At 72.1% G+C, this 21,839-nt stretch carries 22 protein-coding genes; 15 read left to right on the forward strand and 7 right to left on the reverse strand.

Translation table 11 applies throughout. The annotated features are described in order from the left end of the window. Nucleotides 1–213 precede the first annotated feature (213 nt). From H9623_RS14950 to H9623_RS14960, 3 genes are read left to right on the forward strand one after another with little or no spacing between them, the layout of a single operon-like run. Nucleotides 214–1,200 (forward strand): hypothetical protein, encoded by a 987-nt coding sequence (locus H9623_RS14950; RefSeq protein WP_193720832.1) that lies wholly within the window; start codon nucleotides 214–216, stop codon nucleotides 1,198–1,200. After that, nucleotides 1,200–2,363: a hypothetical protein gene (locus tag H9623_RS14955; protein ID WP_191804181.1), complete on the forward strand. Its 1,164-nt coding sequence runs from the start codon at nucleotides 1,200–1,202 to the stop codon at nucleotides 2,361–2,363. The genes H9623_RS14950 and H9623_RS14955 overlap by 1 nt, the downstream gene beginning before the upstream one ends. After that, on the forward strand, nucleotides 2,332–2,832 hold the full coding sequence (locus tag H9623_RS14960; protein WP_191804183.1) for a hypothetical protein: 501 nt from the start codon (nucleotides 2,332–2,334) through the stop codon (nucleotides 2,830–2,832). The genes H9623_RS14955 and H9623_RS14960 overlap by 32 nt, the downstream gene beginning before the upstream one ends. Before the next feature lie 71 nt (nucleotides 2,833–2,903). Here the strand turns inward: H9623_RS14960 and H9623_RS14965 are convergent, their stop codons facing one another. Next, a complete protein-coding gene (locus H9623_RS14965) occupies nucleotides 2,904–3,398 on the reverse strand; it encodes a zeta toxin family protein (protein WP_191804185.1) in 495 nt (164 codons plus the stop codon). Nucleotides 3,399–3,753: 355 nt separating this feature from the next. Here H9623_RS14965 and H9623_RS14970 point away from each other — a divergent pair, with 355 nt between their 5' ends. Next, the gene (locus H9623_RS14970) at nucleotides 3,754–3,942 is read left to right on the forward strand and encodes a hypothetical protein (RefSeq protein ID WP_191804187.1); all 189 of its coding nucleotides are present in this window, start codon (nucleotides 3,754–3,756) and stop codon (nucleotides 3,940–3,942) included. A gap of 67 nt (nucleotides 3,943–4,009) precedes the next feature. On the opposite strand, the gene H9623_RS14975 is transcribed toward H9623_RS14970, so the two are convergent. Continuing rightward, nucleotides 4,010–4,684, reverse strand: a complete 675-nt coding sequence (locus H9623_RS14975) for a class I SAM-dependent methyltransferase (RefSeq protein ID WP_191804190.1) — start codon at nucleotides 4,682–4,684, stop codon at nucleotides 4,010–4,012. 103 nt (nucleotides 4,685–4,787) lie between these two features. Beyond that, entirely contained in the window at nucleotides 4,788–5,591 is an 804-nt protein-coding gene (locus H9623_RS14980; protein WP_191804192.1) for a GAP family protein, read from the reverse strand. 127 nt (nucleotides 5,592–5,718) lie between these two features. Here H9623_RS14980 and H9623_RS20070 point away from each other — a divergent pair, with 127 nt between their 5' ends. Together H9623_RS20070 and H9623_RS14990 are read left to right on the forward strand one after the other, a co-directional pair. After that, nucleotides 5,719–7,149, forward strand: coding sequence for a sensor histidine kinase (locus H9623_RS20070; protein WP_191804194.1), 1,431 nt, complete (start codon nucleotides 5,719–5,721; stop codon nucleotides 7,147–7,149). Then, nucleotides 7,146–7,832 carry a response regulator gene (locus H9623_RS14990; RefSeq protein ID WP_191804196.1) on the forward strand — a complete coding sequence of 229 codons (687 nt, stop codon included), beginning with the start codon at nucleotides 7,146–7,148 and terminating at the stop codon, nucleotides 7,830–7,832. The genes H9623_RS20070 and H9623_RS14990 overlap by 4 nt, the downstream gene beginning before the upstream one ends. Nucleotides 7,833–7,918: 86 nt before the next feature. Here the strand turns inward: H9623_RS14990 and H9623_RS14995 are convergent, their stop codons facing one another. The 3 genes from H9623_RS14995 to H9623_RS15005 form a co-directional block, all read right to left on the reverse strand. Next, complete coding sequence (locus tag H9623_RS14995) at nucleotides 7,919–9,406, reverse strand: sugar porter family MFS transporter (RefSeq protein ID WP_191804198.1); 1,488 nt, start codon at nucleotides 9,404–9,406, stop codon at nucleotides 7,919–7,921. 126 nt (nucleotides 9,407–9,532) lie between these two features. Next, the gene (locus tag H9623_RS15000) at nucleotides 9,533–10,903 is read right to left on the reverse strand and encodes an MFS transporter (protein ID WP_193720834.1); all 1,371 of its coding nucleotides are present in this window, start codon (nucleotides 10,901–10,903) and stop codon (nucleotides 9,533–9,535) included. A gap of 132 nt (nucleotides 10,904–11,035) precedes the next feature. Next, complete coding sequence (locus tag H9623_RS15005) at nucleotides 11,036–11,722, reverse strand: FadR/GntR family transcriptional regulator (RefSeq protein WP_193720835.1); 687 nt, start codon at nucleotides 11,720–11,722, stop codon at nucleotides 11,036–11,038. A gap of 128 nt (nucleotides 11,723–11,850) precedes the next feature. Between H9623_RS15005 and H9623_RS15010 the strand changes: the two genes are divergently transcribed. Then, nucleotides 11,851–12,462, forward strand: coding sequence for a gluconokinase (locus H9623_RS15010; RefSeq protein WP_227748734.1), 612 nt, complete (start codon nucleotides 11,851–11,853; stop codon nucleotides 12,460–12,462). Then, nucleotides 12,462–13,871, forward strand: a complete 1,410-nt coding sequence (locus H9623_RS15015) for a GntT/GntP/DsdX family permease (protein WP_193720885.1) — start codon at nucleotides 12,462–12,464, stop codon at nucleotides 13,869–13,871. The genes H9623_RS15010 and H9623_RS15015 overlap by 1 nt, the downstream gene beginning before the upstream one ends. A gap of 72 nt (nucleotides 13,872–13,943) precedes the next feature. On the opposite strand, the gene H9623_RS15020 is transcribed toward H9623_RS15015, so the two are convergent. After that, nucleotides 13,944–15,062: a VIT1/CCC1 transporter family protein gene (locus tag H9623_RS15020; RefSeq protein WP_193720836.1), complete on the reverse strand. Its 1,119-nt coding sequence runs from the start codon at nucleotides 15,060–15,062 to the stop codon at nucleotides 13,944–13,946. A gap of 123 nt (nucleotides 15,063–15,185) precedes the next feature. Here H9623_RS15020 and H9623_RS15025 point away from each other — a divergent pair, with 123 nt between their 5' ends. From H9623_RS15025 to H9623_RS15055, 7 genes are all read left to right on the forward strand, one after another. Next, the gene (locus tag H9623_RS15025) at nucleotides 15,186–15,563 is read left to right on the forward strand and encodes an FKBP-type peptidyl-prolyl cis-trans isomerase (protein WP_193720837.1); all 378 of its coding nucleotides are present in this window, start codon (nucleotides 15,186–15,188) and stop codon (nucleotides 15,561–15,563) included. Between the two features lie 269 nt (nucleotides 15,564–15,832). Further along, nucleotides 15,833–16,423 (forward strand): ribonuclease H family protein, encoded by a 591-nt coding sequence (locus tag H9623_RS15030; RefSeq protein ID WP_193720838.1) that lies wholly within the window; start codon nucleotides 15,833–15,835, stop codon nucleotides 16,421–16,423. A 110-nt stretch (nucleotides 16,424–16,533) separates the two neighbouring features. Further along, complete coding sequence (locus tag H9623_RS15035) at nucleotides 16,534–17,514, forward strand: DNA-3-methyladenine glycosylase family protein (RefSeq protein WP_227748736.1); 981 nt, start codon at nucleotides 16,534–16,536, stop codon at nucleotides 17,512–17,514. 219 nt (nucleotides 17,515–17,733) lie between these two features. Beyond that, on the forward strand, nucleotides 17,734–18,789 hold the full coding sequence (locus tag H9623_RS15040) for an iron-siderophore ABC transporter substrate-binding protein (protein ID WP_193720839.1): 1,056 nt from the start codon (nucleotides 17,734–17,736) through the stop codon (nucleotides 18,787–18,789). A gap of 13 nt (nucleotides 18,790–18,802) precedes the next feature. Beyond that, a complete protein-coding gene (locus H9623_RS15045; RefSeq protein WP_193720840.1) occupies nucleotides 18,803–19,861 on the forward strand; it encodes a FecCD family ABC transporter permease in 1,059 nt (352 codons plus the stop codon). Beyond that, the gene (locus tag H9623_RS15050; protein ID WP_191804214.1) at nucleotides 19,858–20,937 is read left to right on the forward strand and encodes a FecCD family ABC transporter permease; all 1,080 of its coding nucleotides are present in this window, start codon (nucleotides 19,858–19,860) and stop codon (nucleotides 20,935–20,937) included. Before H9623_RS15045 ends, H9623_RS15050 begins: the two co-directional genes overlap by 4 nt. 2 nt (nucleotides 20,938–20,939) lie before the next feature. Next, the gene (locus tag H9623_RS15055; protein ID WP_193720841.1) at nucleotides 20,940–21,815 is read left to right on the forward strand and encodes an ABC transporter ATP-binding protein; all 876 of its coding nucleotides are present in this window, start codon (nucleotides 20,940–20,942) and stop codon (nucleotides 21,813–21,815) included. Nucleotides 21,816–21,839: the final 24 nt, after the last annotated feature.

Below are 21,839 nucleotides of genomic sequence, written 5' to 3' on the forward strand. Positions count from 1 at the left end.
CCGAGATCACCGCAGCAGCCCTCGTCCTGCTCCACCTTCAACGAGGAACCGCCAAATCAGCCTGGTGAGAACACCTCCATGAACGTCCACTCGGGCTCGACTCTCGTAGCTAAGCAAGTACTTGACACCGAACTGTCGAACCTGCCAGTTTTTTCCCGCTTTCATCGGAAGCCGGTCCTTCGGGCCGTTAGCCACACGAACAGGACCCACCAAATGCACCGAAAGAGAACCGCCGCCGCGCTCGCCCTCACCCTCGTCCTCGCGCTCATCCCCACCTCCGCCCTCGCAGAACCGGCCGACAGCCCTGCCGCAGAGCCGGCCGCGGTCAGCACCGAGAAGTTCGACCAGGTTGCAGGTGACCAGACCACCGGTCAGGCCAAGGCCCTTGTCGACAGTCACATCGACTCGACCATGCGCTCCTCCGGCATGGTCGCCCCTTCCGACGTCGAGGTGTGGACCACCGAGGTAGACGGGACCGACGTCGCAGCAGTGATCCCCGATGGCAGCGTCGTCGAGAGCGCCGCCGTCGTCACCGACGCTGCCGAGGACACCGACATCGCCGCGTTCGGCGTCGAGATCGCCGAGATCGAGGAGGCCGTCGGCACCGCACCACCCGTCGCGCACTTGAAGGGCCGGGGCACACCGCTGCGCGAGGCATGCCGGACGCTGTGGTTCAATACCCCGGCCGCGACGAACGACGACCAGGTATACGACTGCTACGAGAAGTACAAGCTGTCGAACTCGTCGTACATCTACAACCGGTACTCCAAGGCAACACTCGCGGCCGCTGCCGGTGGCGTACGTCGCGAGATCCACGAGTTCACGATCCGGTTCCGTCAGTACAAGAACTACAGCCGCATCACCGGCGGTCCGTACAACTACGGTCCTCTGCCCGGCAGCACTGACTGCAACAACGGTCAGTTCTCGTACGGCGTGGTGACGATCCCGTTGACCTCGTGCGCGAGCATCGAGAACGTCTCCGGTGGCAACTACTACAACTCCGGCACCAGGTACAAGGGTCACGCGACCGGTCAGAAGTACGTCGACGCGTATGCGCGGTTCACGTCGAACGGGACCGAGCCGATCTTTTCCGACTACGTGTGGCTCACTACGGCAGCGTGCGGCGACATGTGGGTGCCGTGCATTAACACGAACAACAACTACTCGGCCACGTGGAACGACGGGGGCTACAACCGCTAGTGAAACGACGTACCATCACCTACCTGGCAGCTATCGCTGCGGTGGGCGTAACTGTTGGGGTCAGCCTTGCTCTCAAGGCTGACCCCAACGGGCCGCCCGACGTCAGCGCCGAAACGAGCCCCGCAGCGCACACCGCCACCTACTCGTGCGAATACCCCGCGACGACCGTCGAAGACTTCTGCTCGATGCTCGAAGTGGACAACGTCCAGACGAGGTACGCACTGTTCCGCGCGGACGACACCGCAGTACGCACGATGATCTACGATCCCGGCGGTCCAGGTGTATCGATCCTGTCGCGGCACATGGGCGACATCGAAGCGATCGTCGCCGACGCGCACGAACGCAGGTACAACCTGCTAGTCATCGACGAGCCGTGGGTCGTCGCGGAGTACCGCGACGAATGCCGCACAGCGATGAGCGGGTACTTCGCCAGCGCGACCGACCGATACCCCGCGCTGGCTGACGCAAGCCTTGTCGATGCTGTCAGGGGCGAATGCCTCGACGAGCAGGCTCCCGCCGTCATGACCGGTGAGCGGTACCGGCAGATCATTGCAGAGATCGAGCAGACCGAGAACGTGCATGTCGAACGCCTCGAGGGGTACTCGTTCGCGTCCGTGCGTGCGGCATACCTCGGTTCGACACACCCCGATCTCGTTGTCGCGGTCGGGACGCCGTTCCCCGTCGGAGCGCCCGCGACTGCATTCTTCGGTGCGACGTCCTCCTCGCCGACTCCGGCCGGTCTAAACACTGGGACATTGGCTTCTGACTCCGCTGCGGCCTACTACCAGATGACCGGCCTGACGACGGACGACATAGATCCCACGGTCGCTGGTCGTGCATTGTGGCAGACGGACTCCGACGGGCAGGTATCGCTATCACGCGTCGGGTACCTGTCGGAGATGTGCCGGTCCTTGACCGAGTGGGACAAGATGTCCGCGGATACGCTTGGCAACCCGATGCTGAACGCGCAACGATCCATGCACGCAGCGTGCAACGGCTTCGACCTCGACACGCAGATGACCCTGCCGGAGCGGACTTGCTTCACCGTGCTGAGCAACGACATTCAAACCCCCTGGGTCGAGTCGGAACTGACCGCCGAAGCCCGCATCGACGTATCGGAGGCAGGGAAGCATGGACTGGTCGACATCCCCACGTGTAACTAGCCAAGACATCGACGGGCAGCAGCCGTTCACCGTCACGACCAAGCGCCCGTGGTCGGCGATCTGGATCGCGTTCGCCGCTGCGATGGGCGTGGCCGCCGTGGACTATGTGACGCTGGTCATGAGCGTGCTGTTCCCCGGGTGGGTCTGGTGCGTCACCACCGGTGGTCTGCTGCTCGCCGCTGGTGTCAAGGCGGTATTCATAGACGTGGAGTCCGTGCGTCGCGAGCGCGGGTCGCGGCCGCGTGATGCCGTGGCGAAGGTCGTTGCATGCGTCGTAGTCACAGCGTGGGCGCTGGCGCTGTGGCGTGAGCTGAACTCCGGCTGCATGGGACAGGAGTGTGCGGTGGCGTCTCAGGCGGTGAGCCTGTTCGTGGTCTTTCCGGTCATCCCGCTTGCTGCTCTGACGCTCATCGGGTACCTGATGCGCCGTGGGCGGGTCGGGTCAGCTGCGCGAGTAGGTGACAGCTGATCTGTTGTGCGGGGGCCGGGGGGCTTGGGACGCGTGTTCGCGCGCTGGCTGACCGCTGGTGGATCGTTCGTCTACTCGCGTTCGGTCTGGGGGCCTCGCGCGATGCTTCGGTGCGGGGTTGGCCGGGTGCTGGTGCCGAAGCTCGTGGCGCTGCGGGTGCGCGCGGTGATGAGGCTGTGGTCGATGAGTTCTCCCGCGCGCTGGGAGCGTCCCTTGTCGTTCTCCACGCGCATAGGCGTGTATTCCGCCTCGGTCCAGAAGCGGCGGTAGCGGACCATGGCCGGGCACGAGGCGGCGAGGGCGGCCGCGGACTCCTGGGAGCGGGAGCGCCCGTCGGGGCCGTTGAAGACATCGCGGGCGTAGACGCTGGGCACCCAACGTCCGCCGAGCTCTTCCCCGGTCACGACGGCACCCTCGTAGGACTGGCGCCAGCGCTGGGCGATGCGGGCCTGGGAAAGCTCGTGGGGCACCTCGAGGTCCACGACCTCGACCTCGTACCCCGCGGTCGCCAACTTCTCGCCGAGCTCGACCGCGGGTGCCGGCTTGGACAGCACGGAGTCGATCACGACGTTCGTCCCTCGCGCAGGGCCTCGTCGCGCAGCACGCGCGCCAGGTGCGAGGACTCCTCGTGCATGAGGGCCACGAGCACCCGCGACGAAGTCGCGGGCTGGGGCACGGTCCGCCCCGCCACTAGCGCCGCTCGGCGGCATCCAACGCCATTGCCGGACGAGGGCCACCGAAGCCGACATCGACCTGCCCAACGGGCGGATCCAGCGTAGCCATCACAGAACGGCCCGCGACCTTGCATGGATCGTGGGGCGGTTCCATCTGGGATGACGGGAATCGAACCTCGTCCTCGTTCGCAACGCCCTGTTCGCGCTGGGCGTGGGCGCGCTGTGCGGGTGCTTCCTCCCGCGTGCGGTGGCCTGGCTCCCGCTGCTCACCTTCGGCATGGTGAGCTGGATCCTCGGTACGACGGACTCGTCGGCCACCGCACGGTGGTGGGCGCTGCCGAACTTCCCGGTGGAGTCGCCGACGATGTGGGTCGCCACGGGGACCGTCGTGCTGGTCGGATCTGTCGTGTACTCCGCCCGTGACGGGGCGAGGTGACCACCCCGCACACGCGTCGTGGGCGTCGCCGAGGTAGAACCTGCGGAGGTCCACCTCGCCGAACGTGTCAGGACGGCCGCCGCACCCGCAGTACCGTGTCGCGGATCGTGGCGGGCTCCCCGTCGGGCCCGGTCGCCTCACGCGTGGGCGCGTCGTCGGTCTCGACGTCCCACCCGTCGAGGTCGAGCTCGGCCAGGAGGTCGGCGCCCGTGTAGAAGAAGTGCTCGTCGAAGTCGCGGCGCACCGTCTCGTGGTCCTCGGGGTGGTGCCCGACGACGAGGAGCCGCCCGCCCGGCGCGACGGCCCGTGCGAGACGCGGGAACACCTGGCGGCGCAGGTCGGCCGGCAGGTGCATGAAGTGGGCCGTGACGAGGTCGAAGCGCTCGTCACCCGGCTGCCACTCGAGCAGGTCGGCCTGGCGCCACTCGATGCGGTCGGCGACGTCCGCGATGACGGCGTGCGCGGCGGCCTTCCCGAGGGCGACCGGGGAGATGTCGAGCCCGACGACGTCCCACCCCTGGCGTGCGAGCCACACCGAGTCGGCCCCCTCGCCCGCGCCCACGTCGAGCGCACGGCCCGGCGTCAGGTCGGCCGTCTGCGCCACGAGCTGCGGGTTGGGGTTGCCGCTCCACACCGACTCGGCCGAGCCGTAGCGCTCGTCCCAGAACGCCTGGTCGTGGTGGTGCTGCTGGTGGCCGTGCTCATGGTCACCGTGCTGGCCGTGCTGGTGGTCGCGCGTCACGCGGGCTCCTCGGGTCGGGGCGGGCCGCAGGGTCGGCCGTCCTCCCCGACCATGAGCCCTCGCCAACCCCTCGCGCAAGCGCGTTTGCCGTTCCGGCAAACGCTCACCCCATCCACCCGAGCCACACCACGGCGTCGCGCGCGAGCAGGAACCCGACGATCCCCACGACCCACGCCGTGGTCGACGCCGCGTTCTTCGTCATCCACGCGTTGAGCCGGTCGAGCAACGGCTCGACCAGCCGCCCGGCTGCGACGCGGGCCGCCATGAGCACCAGCGCGGGCAGCACCATCACGACGCAGTACGCGGCGAGGACGACCGCGGTCGCAGGCCACCCGAGGCCCGCGCGGGTGAGCATCCCGATCGCCGCGAGGTACGGCAGCATCGACGCCAGCTCGATCGCGGCGGCCGCGAGCGCCAGGCCCATGAGGGCCGTCACGGACCCGGGCGCGGTCGTGACGCCCTGGTGCGCCGCTGGGAGGGGGCGCGCGGCGCCGTCGGGCGGGGGCGTGCTGCCCGACGGCGTCGCGACCTCCCCGCTCGTCGCCCCCATGGCGCGGGCTCGCCACCGCAGGACACGCCCCTGGCCGTCCGACGAGCCCTTGGTGCGTCGGTCGAGGCGGAAGCTGTACGCGACGAGCGCGATCCCGAGGAGCAGCTCGACGATCCGGGCGGGCCGCGTGTCGAGCACGGCACCGAACCCGTCGGCGAGCGCGTCCGCGCCGAGCGCGAGCAGGATCCCGACGACGAGGTAGAAACCGACGATCGTGCCCAGGTAGACGAGCAGGCGGGCGACGCGCACCCGCCCCGGGGTCATGAGCAGCCAGACGGGGATGAGCAGGGTCCCGAAGCTCGTCGAGTCGACGAGCGCCAGGACTACGAGCGCGCCGAGGAGGGGAAGGAGTTCCATGTCGACACCCTCACGCGGGGCGGGGGTCGGCGGCGTCGGGCGAACGGGCGATCCTGTCGCCGGTGGGCGCCGCGCCGTACATCGTTCGAGCGATCCGTGGCACGGGCGCCTGTGCTGTGATGGGTCCGTGCCCGACCCCCTGCCCACGGCTGCCGACACCGAGGCCGAGACCGCCACCCACGGGGCTGCTCCCGCCTCGCGCGTCCGGCAGGTCGCGCGCCGGATCGACGCCGGGTTCCGCGACGACGGTCCGGCCGGGGACCCCTACGATGCGGCCGGGACGTTCCTCATCGGGGTCGCGCTCATCGCGGTCGGCGTGGTCTCGGTCTGGTCCGTGTCTGCGTTCGTGCAGCCCGAGAGCCGGTGGTGGCACGTCGTGCCCCTCGCGGTCGGCTGCCTGATCCTGCTCGCCAAGCGCCGCCACACCGCGCTCGCCCTCGCGGGCGGCACCCTGGTGGTCGTCGCCGACCTGATGATCGGCGGCAGCCTCAGCGTTCTCCTGGTCCTGTGGGAGCTGCTCTTCGCGTGCGGGCTCTACGGGAGCAAGCGGCTGCGGACGGTCGTCAACGTCGTCGTGACGCTGCTCGTCGTCGCGGCCGCGGTGGCCACGGGCGAGTACTTCCGGGACGTGCAGGGCTTCGCCCTCGGGGGGATCCAGGCGGCTGCCATCATCGCGACGCCCCTGTGGTGGGCCGCGAACGTGCGCCAGAAGACGGACCTCGCCGTCCTGTCCGCCGAGCGGGCCGACCTGGAGGCGCAGCGTGCCGACCTCGAGGCGCAGCGGGCCGCCGACCTGGAGCAGATCGCCGAGCTCGGTCAGCACGAGGCCGTGCGGGCCGAGCGCGCGGCCATGGCGCGCGACCTGCACGACGTCATCGCGTCGCACCTGTCGGCCATCGCGATCCACTCGGGGGCCGCGCTCGCGTCGCCCCCCGACGCCGCGCGCGACCGGGCCGCGCTCGAGCTCGTGCGGTCGAGCAGCATCACGTCGCTCGAGGAGATGCGGGCCATGATCCTGCTGCTGCGCTCGGACCTGCCGCGCGACAGCACCACGGTCCACGACGCCCCGCACGGCACGGTGCTCGCGGGCGAGGCGGTCGCAGCTCCCGCGCGCCTCGCGCGGCTCGACGACGTGCTCTCCTCCGCACGCGCTCAGGGCCTCACGGTCGAGGTCCAGGACCCCGACGGCGCCCGGTCCGCGCACCTCTCGTCCGCGCACGACCAGGCCGCACACCGGATCGTGCAGGAGGCCCTGACCAACGCTGCCAAGCACGCCCCGGGGAGCCGGGTGCGGGTCGTGCTCGGGCTGGGCGAGGTCCTCGCCGTCGAGGTCACGAGCACCCTGACCGCCAGCCCCGGCCCGCTGCCCGCGAGCCTGAGCGCCCGCACGGGTCTCCTCACGATGCGCGAACGCGCCGAGGCCCTGGGCGGAACGTTCCGGGCCGGGCCGTCCGACGAGGGCGACGCATGGACCGTCCGGGCCGAGCTGCCGCTGTGCGGACCGCCCACGTCTCCGTCGCCCACCACCCGCCACGACTCCCCCGGAGCCTCCGCATGATCCGTGTCCTGCTCGCCGACGACCACGCCGCGATCCGCGCGGGCCTGCGGTTCCTGCTCGACTCCGCCCCGGACGTCGAGGTCGTGGGCGAGGCCTCCGACGGCGCCGCCGCGATCACGAACGCCCGCGCCCTGCGCCCCGAGGTCGTCCTCATGGACCTGCGCATGCCCGGCGTCGACGGGATCGAGGCGACGCGCACGATCGTCTCGGAACGACTCGCGGAGGTCCTGGTCCTGACGACGTTCGACCTCGACGAGTACGTCGACGAGGCCCTGCGCGCGGGCGCCGCGGGCTTCCTGCTCAAGACCGCGGAGCCCGCGGCCCTCATCGACGCGGTCCGCCGGGTCGCGGCCGGCGACGGGGTCCTCGCCCCCGAGGTCACGCGCCGCCTGCTTGCGGCGTTCGCGTCCGCACCCCGGCCCGACGGCGCCGCTCACCTGCCGGGGGGAGCTGCGCCGTCGGGCACGGGGCACGCGGGCGACCCGCGACTCGCGGACCTGACCCCGCGCGAGACGGACGTCCTCGCGGCCCTGGGGCGCGGGCTGTCCAACCAGGGCATCGCCGACGAGCTGTTCATCAGTGAGGCCACCGCGAAGACGCACGTGTCGCGCGTGCTCGCGAAGGTCCAGGTCACGACCCGCATGCAGGCCGCGATCGTCGCGCGGGACACGGGCCTGGCCTAGCGCACGACCCACCGGGAGACGGGCAGATGCCCCCGACCCGTGGGGGTCAGGGGCATCTGCTCACGTCACGGCAGGGACGCCGGGCGTCACGTCGTCTCGACGATGTGCCCACGCTTGATCACGAAGTCGTCGCGCATGTCCTCGAGCTCCTTGCCCCGCGTCTCCGGGATCTTGAAGTACACGAAGAACAGCGACAGCAGCGCGAAGAACGCGTAGAACGAGTACGCGAAGCTGAGCCCGATGTCCGACAGGACAGGGAACGTCGTCGAGATCGCGAAGTTCGCGACCCACTGCGCGGCAGCCGCGACCGCGAGCGCGCTCGCCCGGATGCGGTTGGGGAACATCTCGCCCAGCAGCACCCACACGACCGGGCCCCACGACGCCCCGAAGAACACGACGAACGCGTTCGCGGCGATGAGCGCGACCGTGGCCCAGCCACCCTCGAGAGAGGCCGAGGTGGTGCCGTCGGACGCAGTCGTGAGCGTCGCCTGCGTGAACGCGAGCGCCATCATGCCCAGGGAGACGAACATGCCCGTGGACCCCGCCAGGAGCAGGATGCGGCGACCGATCTTGTCGATCAGGAGGATCGCGACGATCGTCACCACGATGTTGGTGACCGACGTGATGACGGACGTCAGCAGCGCGTCGTCCTCCGAGAACCCGACCGACCGCCAGAGCGTCGTCGAGTAGTAGAAGATCACGTTGATCCCGACGAACTGCTGGAACACCGACAGCAGGATGCCGACCCAGACGATCGGCTTGAGGCCCAGGCGCTTGCCGCGCAGGTCCTTCAGGGAGGCCTTGGTGTCGGACTTCAGGGAGTTCTCGATGTCCGCGATCTTGTGGTCGACGTCCTGGACGCCCGTGAACTCCCGCAGGACCTCGGCCGCCTTCTTGGTCTCCCCCTTGGCCACCAGGTAGCGCGGCGACTCCGGGATGCGCAGCGCGAACAGGCCGTACGCCACGGCCGGCACGGCGGCCGCCATGAACATCCAGCGCCACGCCTCCTGACCCAGCCACAGGACGTTCGACGCGCCACCCGCGGCCCCTGCCAGCGCGGCGTCCGTCAGGAGCGAGGCGAAGATGCCGGTCACGATCGCGAGCTGCTGCAAGGACCCGAGCCGCCCACGGATGCGCGCCGGGGAGACCTCCGCGATGTACGCGGGCGCGATGACCGACGCGGCACCGATACCCAGACCGCCGACCACGCGCCAGATGATCAGGTCCCAGACCGCGAACGCCAGGCCGGAACCGAACGCCGACACCAGGAACAGCGCCGATGCGATGAGCATGACCTTGATGCGGCCGATCTTGTTCGCGATCGGCCCCGCGAACCAGGCACCGACCGCACACCCGATGAGCGCCGACGAGACCGCGAAACCGGTGATCGCCGCGTTGAGCTCGAACTGGTCGGACAGGGCGTCGACGGCACCGTTGATGACCGCCGTGTCGAACCCGAACAGGAAGCCGCCCAGTGCGGCGGCCAGGCTGATCCCGATGACTCTCTTGTTCAGCCGCTTGGCCTGCGCCTGGGCCTGTGCGTCCCCAGCCGCTCCCGCGTCGTTGCTGGTCATGACGCCCCCCTCCGTGTCAGGTTGTCCTTCGACGATAGTGAGGAGAAGGCGTGGTCGCGCGGTGAGCGACCGTGGCGAGAGTCACGGCAGGTCACGTGCGACTTCGGAGGATCGATGCGCGCCGCCCTAGGGCTCGGGGTGCAGCGCGTCGTACCTCAGGAAGCGCGGCTGGGTGCGCAGGATCAGCCACACCACGACGATGCAGGCCAGGCCGCCCGCGACCGCGGCCCACGCCTCGCCGAACCAGCTCGCCTGGGCCCCGAGGACCACCTCGCCGAGCCGGGGCCCACCCGCCACGACCACGATGAAGACGCCCTGGAGGCGACCTCGCATGTCGTCGGGCGTCGCGGTCTGCAGGATGGTCTGGCGGAAGACCGCGCTCACGGCGTCGGAGGCTCCCGCGAGGGCGAGCGCGACGCACGCCGCGACCAGACCGCCCACGAGCACCTGGGACGGCTCGGTCGACCCGACGAGGAGCAGCACCGCGCCGAACGCCGCGATCGACAGCCCCCACGCCGTGATGGCCCACGCGATCACGAGCCCCTGCCGGCGCACGCGGGAGAGCGCCCCGGAGAACACCCCGGCGAGCACCGCGCCGACGGCGAAGGCCGCGCTGAGGACGCCCGTCGTGGTCTCGCCGCCGCCGATGAACAGCACGCCGACCGCGGGCAGCAGCACCCGGGGGAAGGCCAGGATCATCGCGGCGAGGTCCACCAGGAACGTCGTGCGGACGTTGGGCCGGGTCGCGAGGTAGCGCAGGCCGTCGATCACCGAGCCGATGCCGACGACCTTGCGGCGGGGCGCCCCCGCGGCAGCCCCCGCGGCAGCCGCGTCGTCGCGACCACCCGGGCCAGGGGCGCCCGCCTCCTCCGGCAGGCGGTCAGCAAGGACCGGCGGGATCGACGGGAGGCGCCACACGGCCCACAGCGCCGCCGCGAACAGCACCACGTCGATCGTGTACGCGACCCCGTACCCCCACAGCGCCACGAGGAACGCCCCGAGCAGCGGCCCCACGGTGAGGGCGATGCTCCACGAGATGGTCTGCAGGGCGTTCGCGGCGGGCAGGAGCCGGGGCTCGACCAGGCGCGGGATGATCGCCGAGCGTGCGGGGTTGTTGATCGCGAACGCCGCGGACTGGAGCGCGACGAGGCCGTACAGGAACCCGACGGACCCCACGTCGAGCCACGCCTGGAGCGCGAGCAGCCCCGTGACGACCCACAGCGCCCACGACGCGAGCAGCGCGACCCGACGGCGGTCGTACGCGTCCACGAGCGCACCGCCGTACAGCCCGAGCGCGACGAGGGGGACGAGCGCGAAGATCCCGAGCACCCCGACCGCGAGCGTCGAGCCCGTGAGCGCGTAGACCTGGAGCCCCACGGCCACGACCGTGAGCTGGGAACCGAGGTTGGACACCCCGAGCCCCCACCACAGCCGGCGGAACGGCGGGGAGACGCGGAGCGGGGTCGTGTCGGCAAGGATGCCGTCGAGGCGGGGCACGAGCGACGAGGCTACCCTCGACGCCGCGCGGAAACCGTGTCCCGGGGCGACCGTCTCAGGACGTGACGCGCGCTCGCGCGGGGCGCGCGACGCCGTCGGGCTCCTCGGGGCGACGGCCCGGCGGTCCGGGCCTCACGCCCCGAGCGCGGCCCGGACCTCGCCCACGAGCGCGGCCATGGCACGCTCCGCCTCGACGGGGTCGCCCGCGGCGACGGCGCGCGCGACGGCCTCGTGCTCGTCGAGGGCCTCGGCGACGGGCGCCTGGGGCATGAGTCCCAGGTGGGTGCGCCCGGCGAGGACCTCGCCCACGACGTCGGTGAGCGCCGCGAACATCTCGTTGCCGGACGAGCGCAGGAGCAGGGCGTGCAGGCGGATGTCGAGCTGGAGGAACTCCTCGAGACGGCCGGCCTCGCCGAGCTCGCGCATGCGGGTGGCGGTCTCGACGAGCTCGGTGCGGGCCTCGGCGGTCGCGTGGCGGGCGGCCCCGGCGGCGGCGAGGGGCTCGACGGCGCAGCGCAGCTCGGTCAGCGAGCGCAGCTGCGCGTCGCGGCCGGGTCCGGCGAGGCGCCAGCGGATGATGCGGGCGTCGTAGACGTTCCAGTCCTGCTCGGGGAGGACGACGAGGCCGATGCGTCGCCCGGAGCGGACGAGCCCGAGGGCTTCGAGCTGGCGCATGGTCTCGCGGGTCACGGTGCGGGAGACGCCGAACTCCTCGCCGATCGAGTCGAGGGTCAGCGTGCTGCCCGCAGGGAGGTGACCTGCGGTGATGCGTCGACCGAGGAGGTCGGTCACCGAGCTGTGGAGCACCGTCGCGGACATGGGTCGAGCCTACGGCTTCGCCCATTGGTCACACCATTGTTTGCCAAAGGTGATACCAATCGTGCATGCTCGAACGGCGGCCGTAGAGGTCCGCTCACGACGCAGCAGTCGACAGCCAAGGAACCCTCATGGACACAGACGTCAGCACGACCCCGACCCTGGGGGACCCCCCTCCGCAGGTCCACCTCGTCATCATGGGCGTCGCCGGCTCGGGCAAGACCACGGTCGCGACCCTGCTCGCGGAACGCATGGGCCGCCCGTACGCGGAGGCCGACGAGTTCCACCCGCAGGCCAACATCGACAAGATGAGCGCGGGCACCCCGCTGACCGACGAGGACCGCTGGCCCTGGCTGCGCGCCATGCGCGACTGGCTCGACCAGCAGGCCGCCGACGACCGCTCCGCGGTCGTGACCTGCTCGGCCCTCAAGCGCTCCTACCGCGACCTGCTGCGCACCGCCCACGGGCGGGTGCGGTTCGTGCACCTGACGGGGAGCCCCGAGCTCCTCGCGGAGCGCATGGCCCAGCGCAGCGGGCACTTCATGCCGACCTCGCTCCTGCCGTCGCAGCTCGCGACGCTCGAGCCCCTCGCCGACGACGAGGACGGGATCACGCTCGACGTCGGCCTCGCACCCGCCGAGCTCGTCGACCGGATCCTCACGAGCACCGCTCTCCCCGTGCCCCAGCCCTCCACCACTCCGCACCCCCCGGCCGGCGACCACCACGACACCGAGGAGCGATGATGCTCTCCCTCGCCTCGCACCCGCTCGCCGCGGGCGCCCTGCGCGCCGCCACCGAGACCCCCACGACGGACGCCGGGACCACCCAGCTCATCCTCGCGGCCGTGATCGGGATCGCGACGATCATCGTCCTGATCGTCTGGCTCAAGCTGCACCCGTTCCTGTCCCTCATGATCGGCTCGGCGGTCCTCGCGATCGTCGCGGGCATCGACTTCGTGAACGCGTTCGTGAGCTTCTCGGCGGGGCTCGGGTCGACCGTCGCGGGGGTCGGCGTCCTCATCGCGCTCGGCGCGATCATCGGCAAGATGCTCATCGACTCGGGCGGCGCGGACCAGATCGTCGACACGATCCTGGCGCGCACCCCCCTGCAGCGCCTGCCGTGGGCCATGGCCCTCATCGCGTTCGTGATCGGCATCCCGCTGTTCTTCGAGGTCGGCGTCGTCCTGCTGATCCCCGTGGTCATGATGGTCGCGCGCCGCTCCAAGGTGTCGCCGATCCTCGTCGGCATCCCGGCCCTCGCGGGCCTGTCGGCGCTGCACGGCCTGGTCCCCCCGCACCCGGGTCCGCTGCTCGCGATCGACGCGCTGGGCGCGAACCTGGGCCTGACGCTCGGTCTCGGCCTGCTCGTGGCCGTGCCGACCGTCATCGTCGCCGGCCCCCTGCTCGCCAAGCCCCTCGCCGCGTGGGTCAGGCTCGCGCCGCCCACGACCGTCCTGGGCGTGACCGAGCGCGACGAGGACGCGCCCCGCCCCAGCTTCGCGGTCTCCGTCACCGTCATCCTGCTGCCCGTGATCCTCATGCTCGCCCGGACCGTCGTCGAGATGACGGGCACCCTGGAGACGCCGGTCGGCAAGGGCCTCGAGTTCATCGGGACGCCCCTCGTGGCGCTGCTCGTCACGGCGCTCGTGTCGCTCGTGGCGTTCGGCAGCGCGATGGGCCGCACGCGCGACGAGATCAGCTCGCTCGTCGACAAGTCGTTCGCGCCCATCGCGGGCATCCTGCTCATCGTGGGTGCGGGCGGCGGCTTCAAGCAGACGCTCGTCGACTCGGGCGTGGGCGAGGTCATCGCGAGCGGCATCTCCGACGCGAACCTCTCGCCCCTCCTCGCGGGCTGGCTCGTGGCGGCGCTCATCCGCGTCGCGACGGGGTCCGCGACGGTCGCGACCATCACGGCCGCCGGGATCATGGCGCCGCTCGCGACCGGGCTCCCGCCCACGCACGCGGCGCTGCTGGTCCTCGCGATCGGCGCCGGCTCGGTGTTCCTGTCGCACGTCAACGACGCCGGGTTCTGGCTCATCAAGGAGTACTTCGGCATGACCGTGGGCCAGACGTTCAAGACCTGGTCCGTCATGGAGTGCGTGCTGTCCGTCGTGGCGCTGGTCGTGATCCTGCTGCTGGGCCTGGTCGTCTAGCGCGCCTCGCGGGATCCCGGGGCCCGACGGCGGAGCGCGTCTCTGCCGTCGGGCCTTCGTGCTGCGACCCGACTACGCGACCGTCGCCCCGAACACCAGACCCAGCGCGTACGTCGCGGCCGCGGCCCCGAACCCGATCGCGAGCTGGCGCAGCGCACGCTTGACGGGCGACGCCCCCGACAGCAGACCGACCGTGGCGCCCGTGCCGAGGAGCGCGAGCCCCACGAGCACGCTCCCCACGAGGATCGCCACACCGCCCTGGAGCCCGAACAGGTACGGCAGCACGGGGATGAGCGCGCCCGACGCGAAGAACAGGAACGACGACACCGCGGCGCCCATCGCGGAGCCGTGGGTCTCGAACTCGTCGTCCTCGGCGGCCGGTGCGATCACGGTCGCGGCCGTGTACGTCGAGAGGACCTCGCACGCGTGCTCCTCGGCCTCCTCGGGTGACAGGCCCCGCGCCCGGTAGACGAGAGCGAGCTCGTTGGCGTCGACGTCGAGGTGCGGCAGCGCGGCCGACGCCAACGGGCTGGGCGTCGACGCGTCGAGCAGCTCGCGCTGCGAACGCACCGACACGTACTCGCCCGCCCCCATCGACAGCGCGCCGGCGAGCAGGCCCGCGAGACCGGACAGCAGCACGGTCGCGTTCGACGCCCCCGACGCCCCGATCCCGAGGATCAGCGCGAGGTTGGACACCAGGCCGTCGTTGGCACCGAACACCGCTGCGCGGAAGGTCCCGGACATGCGCATGCGTCCGCGGGTCGCGAGCCCGCGCACGACCTCCTCGTGGATGCGCTCGTCCGCGGCCATGCGGGCGGTCGCGTCGACGTCGGTCTCGTACGTCGACCGGGCCTCGGCGCGCTGCGCGAGCGCGAGCACGAACACCCCGCCGAGCCGGCGTGCGAACCAGCCGAGCGAGCGCGTGCGCCAGTCGCCCCGCACCGGCTTGCCGACGTCGTCGCCCAGCAGCGCGAGCCAGTGGTCCTCGTGCCGCTTCTCGGCGTCGGCCAGGGCCAGCAGGATCTCCTTCTCCTCGCCGGTGCGGCGCGACGCGAGGTCGCGGTAGGTCGCGGCCTCGGCGCGCTCGTCGGCCAGGAAGCGGCGCCAGCGGCGGATGTCCTGGGGGGTCCGACGGCGGTCCTCACCTGCGTTCGCGGGCACGCCGGAGGTCGGGGTCGCGGGGGGAGTCATGCGTCCATCATGGCAAGGAAAGGCCGCCCGTGGGTTTCGGGACCCCCAACTTCTCCGCACGGTTCTGCGGTTCCCGGGAGTTCCGACAGCCCCTGCGGGGGCGTCCCGTGGTTGGATCGGAGCATGTCCGAGAACACCGAACGCACCCGTCCTGAGGTCGACGCCCCCGAGGGGCCGGCCCCCACCGAGCTCGAGGTCACCGACCTGATCGTCGGCGACGGCCCCGAGGCGCAGCCCGGCTCGACCGTCAACGTCCACTACCTGGGCGTCGAGTACGACTCCGGTGAGGAGTTCGACTCGTCCTGGAGCCGCGGCCAGTCCATCAACTTCCCGCTGCGCAGCCTCATCGCCGGCTGGCAGCAGGGCATCCCGGGGATGAAGGTCGGCGGGCGCCGCAAGCTCGTCTGCCCCCCGGAGCTCGCGTACGGCCCCGCCGGCGGCGGCCACCGCCTGTCCGGCAAGACGCTCGTCTTCGTGATCGACCTGCTCGGCGTCAGCTGACCGCTCCCTGATCACGCGTCGCCCCCGCTCCCCCGGGTCACCGGTGGGGGCGGGGGCGTCGTGCTCCCGGGCCCGGTCGCGGGGCGCGCCGGAGCGTGGATGAGGTTCCGGTCACGCTCGTCCCGACCGGCCCGACGGCGGGCCGCGCCTCGCGCGCCCCGGTGCGCTCCGCCGTCGGGCGTGCGGGGCAGACGACGGTCCTGGCGCCCCGGAAAGTCGGGGACAATGGGCGCGACGGACTTCCGACTCCGATGAGCGAGGACGCACAAGTGATCACTGTCAGCACCGACGGCTCGTGCCTGGTCAACCCGGGCGGAGCGATCGGCTGGGCGTGGATCAACCACGACGGAACCTTCGACTCGGGCGGCGCAGCCTCCGGGACGAACCAGATCGCGGAGCTCATGGCTCTGCTCGAAGCGGTACGCGCCCACCCCAGCGCCGAGCCGCTCCTCATCGAGTCCGACTCCCAGTACGCCATCAAGTGCGCGTCGGAGTGGCTCGAGGGCTGGAAGCGCAAGGGCTGGCGGACCGCCGGCGGCACCCCCGTGAAGAACCTCGAGCTCGTGCAGGGCATCGAGGCCGCGATCACGGCCCGCCCCGGGCCCGTGCGGTTCCGGTGGGTGCGCGGGCACGTCGGCAACCACTTCAACGAGCGCGCCGACCAGCTCGCCGGGCTCGCGGCGCAGGACTGGGCCGCGGGACGTGGCGAGGAGCGGGCGACGCTCGCGGGCACCGACGACCTCGCGGTCGCGCCCGCCAAGCGGCCGGTCGCTGCGGGCCGCCCGGCCGCCAAGGTCGGAGCCACCGCCGCGAGCAAGGCCGCTGCGGACGCCTGGACCGAGTCGACGCTCTTCGACTGAACCTCGCGAGCTGCCGAGAACGGGCTTGAGGTCGTCACCACGCCGGTGGCGACCTCAAGCCCGTTCTCGGCCCCGCCGGGGCACCCAGCCTCCGGTGCGACACTGGAGCGATGACCGCGTCCCCGCTCCCCGCCCCAGCGCTCGCCGGGGCCCGGGCGGTCGACGGCTCCCCCGACCCGCTCCCCCTCGCGCTGCGTTCCGACCGCCCGCTCGACCTGCGCTCGACCCTCGCGAAGCTCTCCCGCGGCCCCTACGACCCCACGTTCCGCGTCGTGCCGAGCGGTCCGCTCGCCGGGACCTGGCGCACGAGCCTCTTCCCGACCGGTCCCGTGACCTACCGCCTGGTGCAGGCGGGGGTGCGCGACGTCGTCGGGCAGGCGTGGGGGCCCGGGGCGGGCGAGCTCGCCGAGTCCCTCCCCTCGCTCCTCGGGGAGCCCGACGACGCAGCCTCCTTCGAGCCTCCTGCCCGCCTCGCGGACGCGCACCGCAGGCACCTCGGGCTGCGCGTCCCCCGCACCGGGCGGGTGCTCGAGGCCCTGGTTCCGGCGGTCCTGGAGCAGAAGGTGCAGGTCGTGACCGCGCACCATGCGTGGCGCTGGTTGCTCGCGCGGCACGGCACGCCCGCGCCCGGACCCGCCCCTGAGGGGATGCGCGTGGTCCCCGACGCCCGGACCTGGGCCACGATCCCCGTGTGGGACTGGCACCGGGCGGGCGTCGACCCTCGGCGGGCACGGACCGTCGTGGAGTGCGCGCGCGTCGCCCGCAGGCTCGAGGAGTGCGCCGCGATGGAGCCCCCTGCCGCGCAGGCGCGCTTGCAGCTCGTGCCCGGGGTCGGGGTGTGGACGGCCGCGGAGGTCGCGCAAAGGGCGCTCGGGGACGCGGACGCGGTGTCGGTCGGGGACTTCCACCTGGCCAAGGCCGTCGGGTGGGCGCTGACGGGCGAGCGGACCGACGACGCCGGGATGCTGCGGCTGCTCGCGCCCTACGCGCCGCACCGGTACCGGGTCGTGCGGCTGCTCGAGGTGTCGGGCCTGGGGCACGCACCGCGGCGAGGCCCGAGGCTCTCGATCCAGGACCACCGGGGCAACTGAGCACGAGGTTCCGTGCGGTCGAGCACGGAGTTGAGTTCGCGAAGCCTGTCAGAACGACCTCTACCTCGTTCTCGGCCCCGCACGTCTGGCCAGGAGGTGACATCCCGTTGTGAACCATCCCACTGGCCCGGCCCCCGGCCTCCCGTCGGCCGCTCCCAGGTGATGAGGTTAGCCTTACCTCTGGCACATCATCCCGTGCAGCACCGACCGAGGAGCATCATGTCTCGCACCATCTCTCGACGGCTCCGGCCCGCAGCGCTGGTCGCCGCGACCGTCGCCACCGCCTTCGCCCTGGGCGCCTGCTCCGGCGGGTCCACCGACGACACCTCGTCCCCTGCCGCCGACAGCGCCTCCGACAGCGCCTTCCCCGTCACGATCGACAGCGCGCTCGGCGAGGCCGTCATCGAGGAGAAGCCCGAGCGCGTCGTGACCTGGGGCTGGTCGACGCAGGACGCCGTCCTGGCGCTCGGCGTCGTGCCCGTCGCGATGCCCGCCTACGCGTACGGCGGCAACGAGGACGGCGTGCTCCCCTGGGTCGCCGAGAAGCTCGACGAGATGGGCGCCGAGACCCCGACCCTCCTCTCCGGCGGTGACACGAGCGAGGTGCCGTTCGAGGAGGTCGTCGCCGCGAAGCCCGACGTCATCCTGGCGCCCTACTCGGGCATGACGCAGGAGGAGTTCGACAAGCTCTCCAAGATCGCCCCCGTCGTCGCGTACCCGGACGAGCCCTGGGCACTGTCCTGGCAGGACCAGCTCGACATCGTCGGTGACGCCCTGGGGCTGTCCGACGAGGCCGACGCGCTCATCGAGGAGACGAACGCCGGCATCGCGGCGCAGGCCGCCGAGTTCCCGGTCATCGAGGGCAAGTCCTTCCTGTACGCCGCGGCCAACACGGCCGACCAGCTCAACGTGTACCGCGCCGAGGACCCGCGCGTGCAGGTCGTCGAGGACCTCGGCATGACCCTGTCGCCGAGCGTCGAGGAGCTCGACGCCGACCCCGAGTCGGGGACCTTCTGGTACCCCCTGAGCTACGAGAACGTCTCCAAGATCGAGACCGACGTCCTCATCATGTACTTCGCGACGCAGGCCGACGTCGACACGTTCGTCGCCGACCCGGTCATCGCCGCGATGCCCACCGTGGCCGAGGGCCGCTTCGCCCCGATCGTGGGCGAGTCGTTCGTCATGGCGTCGAGCGCCCCCACGGCTCTGTCCATCCCGTGGATGCTCGACCAGTACGTGCCGCAGCTCGCGGCCGCGGCCGAGAAGGTGTCGTAGTCTCGCACTGCTCATGAGCACGACCCACAGCACCGACGCCGGCACGGGCCGGGCGACCTCTCGTCGCCCGGCCCGTGCTCGGCGTCTCGTCGTGGGGCTCGTGCTGCTGGTCGTGGCGCTGGCCGCGGTGTGCGCGCTGAGCCTCGCGGTCGGGGCCAACGCCCTGCCGCTGAGCGTCGTCGTGGACGCCCTCACGAGCTACGACCCGACCAGCCCGGACCACCTCGTGGTGATCGAGAAGCGCGTCCCCCGCACGCTCGTGGGCCTCGTCGCGGGGGCCGCCCTCGGCGCCGCGGGCACCCTCATGCAGGGCCTGACGCGCAACCCGCTCGCCGACCCCGGCCTGCTCGGCATCAGCGCGGGGGCCTCGCTCTTCGTGGTCGGCGCGATCTCGCTCTTCGGCGTCTCGCAGGTCGGCGGCTACGTGTGGTTCGCGTTCGCCGGCGCGGCGGTCGCGGCGGCCGTGGTCTACGGCGTCGCGAGCGTGGGGCGCGAGGGCGCGACCCCGGTCAAGCTCGCGCTCGCCGGTGCGGCCGTCACGGCGGCGCTGACGTCGGTCGTGACCGCGGTCCTCCTGGTCGACCGCGCGGCGCTCGACCTCATGCGCTTCTGGCAGGTCGGCTCGCTCGCGGCGCGCGGCTCGACGGTCGTGTGGCAGGTCCTGCCGTTCGTCGTCGTGGGCCTCGTGCTGGCCCTCGCGCTCGGGCGGTCGCTCAACGGCCTGGCCCTGGGCGACGACGTCGCGCGCGGCCTCGGCCAGGACGTGACCCGCACGCGCGTGGTCGCGGGCATCGCGATCGTCCTGCTGTGCGGGGCCGCGACCGCGGCCGTGGGACCCGTGGCGTTCGTGGGGCTCGTCGTCCCGCACGTGGCGCGCTACGTCGTCGGGCTGGACTACCGGTGGGTGCTGCCCTACGCAGCCGTCGCGGCGCCCGTGCTGCTCATCGGGTGCGACGTGATCGGCCGCGTCGTGGCCCGGCCGGGCGAGCTCCAGGTCGGTGTGGTCACGGCCGTCGTGGGGGCGCCCCTGTTCATCGCGCTGGTCCGGCGCGGGAAGACGGTGTCGCTGTGAGCGCCCCGGTCACCGTCCCGCACGGCGTGCCCGACGGCGCCGATCGCCCGGGCGTCGACGTCGCCCGGGCCTCGCGTCACCGCGGGCGGGTGCGCGAGGCACGCCTGGTCACGGGCCTGTCGGTCGCGCTCGTGGTGCTCGCGGCGGTCGGGCTGACGCTGGGTGACGCGGCCGTCCCGCTGTCCGGCATCCTCGACACGGTCCTGGGCCGTGCCGACGTCCTCACGCAGTTCGTGGTCGTCGAGCTGCGCCTCCCCCGCCTCCTGACGGCGCTGGTCGTGGGGGCCGCGCTCGGGCTGTCGGGCGCGCTGTTCCAGTCGATCGTGCGCAACCCGCTCGCGAGCCCCGACATCATCGGGATCACGCAGAGCGCGAGCGCTGCGGGCGTCGTGGGCGTCGTGGTCCTGGGGATCAGCGGGCTCGCGCTCACGGGGCTCGTGCTCGCCGGGTCGCTCGTCGCGGCCGTCGCGATCTACCTGCTCGCGTGGCGCGGCGGCGTGGCCGGGTACCGGCTCGTCCTGATCGGGATCGGCGTCGCGGCCCTGTGCATGAGCGTGGTCTCGTGGGTCCTCACGACGAGCGACGTGCGCGACGCGCAGGCCGCGCTCGTGTGGATCACGGGCTCGCTCGCCCGCTCCGACTGGTCGACGCTCAACCCGCTGCTCGTCTGCTTCGCGGTGCTCGTGCCGCTCACGGCCTTCCTGGCCCCGCGACTGCGCTCGCTCGAGCTCGGCGACGACGCCGCGGCCGCGCTCGGCATCCGCGTCGAGCGCTCCCGGCTCCTGCTGATCCTCGTGGCCGTGGGGCTCGCGGGCTCGGCCGTCGCGGTCGTGGGCCCCGTCGCGTTCGTCGCGCTCGTCGCGGCCCCCATCGCCCGCCGCACCCTGGGCGACGGCCGGCTCGCGCTCGTGCCCGCGGCGCTCGTGGGGGCTCTGCTCGTGCTCGGCTCCGACCTCGTCGCACAGTTCGCGATCCCCGACGTGACGCTGCCCGTGGGCGTCGTCACGGGGATCGTCGGCGCCCCCTACCTGCTGTGGCTGCTCGTGCGCACCAACCGTTCCGGACGCGGAGGCTGAGAATGACCGACCACCCCGAGACCCCCGGGGGCGCGCCCGAGGCGAGTGACGCCGTCGGGCACCGTGCCGACGCGCGCACCGCCGGGACGCACACGCTCGCAGCCGACCACGTGTCGCTCGCGTACGACGAGCGACGCGTCGTCGAGGACCTGAGCCTCACGGTCGCGGCGGGAAAGATCACGTCGATCGTCGGCTCCAACGGCTGCGGCAAGTCGACGCTGCTGCGCGGCCTCGCACGCCTGCTCAAGCCCGTGGGCGGGGCCGTCCTGCTCGACGGCGAGGACATCCGCACGCTGCCCACCAAGCAGGTCGCGACCACGCTGGGCCTGCTGCCGCAGAGCCCCGTGGCCCCCGACGGCATCACGGTCGCCGACCTCGTGGGCCGCGGCCGCTACCCCCACCAGGGCTGGTTCCGGCGCTGGACCGCGGGCGACGACGAGGCCGTGGCCGACGCGCTCGCCTCGACCGGCACGCTCGACCTGGCCGAGCGGTCCGTCGACGAGCTCTCGGGCGGGCAGCGGCAGCGCGTGTGGATCGCGATGGCGCTCGCGCAGCGCACCGACCTGCTGCTGCTCGACGAGCCGACGACGTTCCTCGACATCGCGCACCAGATCGACGTGCTGGACCTGCTCGTGGACCTCAACGAGTCGCGCGGCACCACGGTCGTCATGGTGCTGCACGACCTCGACATGGCGTGCCGCTACTCCGACCGCCTGGTCGCGATGCGCGACGGCAGGGTCCACGCCGAGGGCGCGCCGGGCGACGTCGTCGACGCCCGGATGGTGCGCGAGGTGTTCGGCCTGGACTCGCTCGTCGTGCCCGACCCGATCACGGGGACGCCGACCCTCGTGCCGATGGGGCGCCACCACCGGGGCTGAGCCTGCGTCCCGTCGACGGCGCTG

Source organism: Oerskovia douganii, from assembly GCF_015142735.1.
Classification (GTDB): domain Bacteria; phylum Actinomycetota; class Actinomycetes; order Actinomycetales; family Cellulomonadaceae; genus Oerskovia; species Oerskovia douganii.

Excerpts from the sequence above, each read along its gene's own strand:
- H9623_RS14950 (WP_193720832.1), top strand. The coding sequence starts at position 214 with ATGCACCGAAAGAGAACCGCCGCCGCGCTCGCCCTCACCCTCGTCCTC.
- H9623_RS14960 (WP_191804183.1), top strand. The coding sequence starts at position 2,332 with ATGGACTGGTCGACATCCCCACGTGTAACTAGCCAAGACATCGACGGG.
- H9623_RS14980 (WP_191804192.1), bottom strand. The coding sequence starts at position 5,591 with ATGGAACTCCTTCCCCTCCTCGGCGCGCTCGTAGTCCTGGCGCTCGTC.
- H9623_RS14990 (WP_191804196.1), top strand. The coding sequence starts at position 7,146 with ATGATCCGTGTCCTGCTCGCCGACGACCACGCCGCGATCCGCGCGGGC.
- H9623_RS14995 (WP_191804198.1), bottom strand. The coding sequence starts at position 9,406 with ATGACCAGCAACGACGCGGGAGCGGCTGGGGACGCACAGGCCCAGGCG.
- H9623_RS15005 (WP_193720835.1), bottom strand. The coding sequence starts at position 11,722 with ATGTCCGCGACGGTGCTCCACAGCTCGGTGACCGACCTCCTCGGTCGA.
- H9623_RS15010 (WP_227748734.1), top strand. The coding sequence starts at position 11,851 with ATGGACACAGACGTCAGCACGACCCCGACCCTGGGGGACCCCCCTCCG.
- H9623_RS15015 (WP_193720885.1), top strand. The coding sequence starts at position 12,462 with ATGCTCTCCCTCGCCTCGCACCCGCTCGCCGCGGGCGCCCTGCGCGCC.
- H9623_RS15020 (WP_193720836.1), bottom strand. The coding sequence starts at position 15,062 with ATGACTCCCCCCGCGACCCCGACCTCCGGCGTGCCCGCGAACGCAGGT.
- H9623_RS15025 (WP_193720837.1), top strand. The coding sequence starts at position 15,186 with ATGTCCGAGAACACCGAACGCACCCGTCCTGAGGTCGACGCCCCCGAG.
- H9623_RS15035 (WP_227748736.1), top strand. The coding sequence starts at position 16,534 with ATGACCGCGTCCCCGCTCCCCGCCCCAGCGCTCGCCGGGGCCCGGGCG.
- H9623_RS15040 (WP_193720839.1), top strand. The coding sequence starts at position 17,734 with ATGTCTCGCACCATCTCTCGACGGCTCCGGCCCGCAGCGCTGGTCGCC.
- H9623_RS15045 (WP_193720840.1), top strand. The coding sequence starts at position 18,803 with ATGAGCACGACCCACAGCACCGACGCCGGCACGGGCCGGGCGACCTCT.
- H9623_RS15055 (WP_193720841.1), top strand. The coding sequence starts at position 20,940 with ATGACCGACCACCCCGAGACCCCCGGGGGCGCGCCCGAGGCGAGTGAC.